Annotated in this window: 1 protein-coding gene and 1 pseudogene; one reads left to right on the top strand and one right to left on the bottom strand. The window is 59.4% G+C overall.

The window, feature by feature from the left end; genetic code table 11:
- Window positions 1-440: pseudogene (locus BKD70_RS15300) on the top strand (tRNA threonylcarbamoyladenosine dehydratase); the annotation flags it as partial.
- A 721-nt stretch (window positions 441-1,161) separates the two neighbouring features.
- Here the strand turns inward: BKD70_RS15300 and BKD70_RS15305 are convergent.
- The coding region (locus tag BKD70_RS15305; RefSeq protein ID WP_070415373.1) for a tellurite resistance TerB family protein at window positions 1,162-1,649 on the bottom strand (488 nt) is incomplete at its 5' end.

Consider the following 1,649-nt stretch of genomic DNA (forward strand, 5'->3'; position numbering starts at 1 on the left):
TCGACGCGGTCAACGCCAAGGCGGCGCTGATTGCCTGGTGCAAGCGTCGCAAGATCCAGATCATCACTACTGGCGGTGCCGGCGGGCAGATTGACCCCACGCTGATCCAGGTATGCGACCTGAACCGCACCTTCAATGATCCGCTGGCGTCGAAAGTACGCTCTACCTTGCGCCGCGATTATGGCTTTTCGCGCACGGTGACCCGTCATTACAGCGTGCCCTGCGTGTTTTCCACCGAACAACTGCGCTATCCCAAACCCGATGGCAGTATCTGTTTGCAGAAGAGTTTTGTCGGCGACGGGGTCAAGCTTGACTGCGCGGGAGGGTTTGGCGCGGTGATGATGGTCACCGCCACGTTCGGCATGGTGGCGGCGACCAAGGCGGTGGACAAGATTGTGGCGGGAGTGCGCAGGCCGTCGGAGCGCATCAAACCCAGCTAAATCTCATTGCCGAACATAGATCCAGATTGTGGGAGCTGGCTTGCCTGCGATAGCGGTGTGTCAGCCACTGAAAATACTGACTGATTCGCCGCTATCGCAGCATAGGTATCTACACAACTTCGGCACGACGCTAAATCTGTGGCGAGGGAGCTTGCTCCCGTGACGGCCTGGCAGCCGACACAGATATAACTGATGCCCCGCGATCCAATGTGGGAGCTGGCTTGCCTGCGAAGACGGCCTGACAGTCAACACAGTTGGACCGTGTACATATCCATTCCTGCGGTAACGGCCACTTAGGGTTCCGCTTTTACAGCGGCTCACTTTTGAAAAGCCGGAATGCCGGCCCAGACAAAAGTAAGCAAAACGCTCTTGCCCCACCACTCGGCACCTCGCTTAGGCTCGGTGTGCCCGTAATCCGCCAGTGATTTGGGGGGCCGCCGCCACGCGCCATGGATAGCGCGGGGCGGCTAAACCGGCATCCCTGCCGGTTTACCCCCCAAATCCCTGTCGAATTCCGGCCAGCGTGGTTTAACGGGGCGCCTGAGATCAAGATCAAAAGCAGATCAAGAGCAAGATCAAGAGCGGCTCGCTTCGCATCGTGGTTACGGTGTTGGTGCCTATGCCGCGATGGCGTGAGTCAGTCAGTCAGAAATAGAGTGACTGGCCCACCGCATTCGCGGGCAAGCCCGCTCCCACAGGTTTGACTGGCGTGTGGCCCTATTTATGCGTTTAGCCGTACTTGTTTTTCCAGCTCAAGCTTCAAGCCTGGTTCAAGTTTCAGTTGGCGTGCCAGTTCGTCCAGGTAGGCTTTTTCCATGAAGTTTTCTTCGTCCACCAGCATCACGCTGGCGATGTACATTTCGGCGGCCATTTCCGGGGTGCTGGCGGCGCGGGCAACGTCGGTTGGGTCCAGGGGCTTGTTGAGTTCGGCGTGCAGCCAGTGTTGCAGCTCGTGGTCGTTGTCCAGCTTGGTAAATTCGCCTTCGATCAAGGCGCGCTCGCGCTCATCCACATGCCCATCAGCCTTGGCCGCGGCCACCAGTGCCTTGAGAATGCCCTGGCTGTGTTGCTCCACCTGGTCAGCCGGCAGGCGGTCGATGGTTTGCGGCTCGCCTTGGGGCGCGCTGGCCTGCTGGGCTTGCCAGTTGCCGTAAGCCCTGTAGGCAATCACACCCAGTGCGGCCAAGCCGCCGTAGGTGAGCGCCTTGC

Source organism: Pseudomonas sp. BS-2016 (assembly GCF_001806145.1).
Lineage (GTDB): Bacteria > Pseudomonadota > Gammaproteobacteria > Pseudomonadales > Pseudomonadaceae > Aquipseudomonas > Aquipseudomonas lundensis.